This window comes from Oleiphilus sp. HI0086, from assembly GCF_001635225.1.
In genome coordinates, this window is record NZ_LWFZ01000926.1 from 1 (window position 1) to 729 (window position 729).

The window sequence follows — 729 nt, forward strand, 5'->3', positions numbered from 1 at the left end:
TTCTTGTGCTTTTTATGCTTTTCGTTTGTTTCAAGCTCAGCAGGCGTCACTGGTACTTCAGCCTTCGGCGCTTTCGCTTCACTTTTCTTAGCATCTTCCGCTTCACGCTTAGCTTCAGCCTCTTTGGCTTCTTGCTCTTTTCGAGCTTTCTCTTCAGCTTCTTTCGCTTCTTGTGCTTTCTTAGCAGCAACTTCTTCGGCTAGTTTAGCTGCTCGTTCTGCCTCTTCTTTCTTCTGCTGTTCAAGCTCTAAAGAGACTTCCGGGCGCTTCACATAGGTACGTTTCTTACGCACCTCAACATTAACTGTTTTTGACTTACCTTGACCCGCTGACATCTTCAAAGTTGATGTCGTCTTGCGCTTCAGTGTGATTTTCTTAGGCTCGTCATTTTCTTCGCCATGACTTTTCTTTAAGAAAGTCAGCAAAGTTTGCTTTTCTTCATCAGTAACAACCGAGCTCTCATCACGAGCAGGTAAACCTGCATCCGCGATTTGCTTTAACAGTCGGTCGACCGGTGCACCTATATCATTTGCCAGTTGTTTGACAGTTACTTCAGACATGATTAATTCTCCTGACTCCCGTCTTTATTCCTGGTTTTCAAACCAAGGTGCTCGTGCAGTCATAATTAACTGCCCGGCTTTTTCTTCATCCATCTCATCGACTTCCATTAACTCATCGATAGACTGTTCTGCAAGATCTTCCATCGTGACAATACCTTTACTAGCAAGA

Annotated in this window: 2 protein-coding genes; both read right to left on the reverse strand. The window is 44.2% G+C overall.

Annotated elements, in window-relative coordinates; genetic code table 11:
- Positions 1 to 560 (reverse strand): IF-2-associated domain-containing protein (locus A3756_RS16645; RefSeq protein ID WP_197481351.1); only part of this gene is annotated, 560 nt, incomplete at its 3' end.
- Between the two features lie 24 nt (positions 561 to 584).
- Positions 585 to 729, reverse strand: a 145-nt coding sequence (locus A3756_RS26180) for a helix-hairpin-helix domain-containing protein (protein ID WP_156490545.1), incomplete at its 5' end; no start/stop codon positions are given.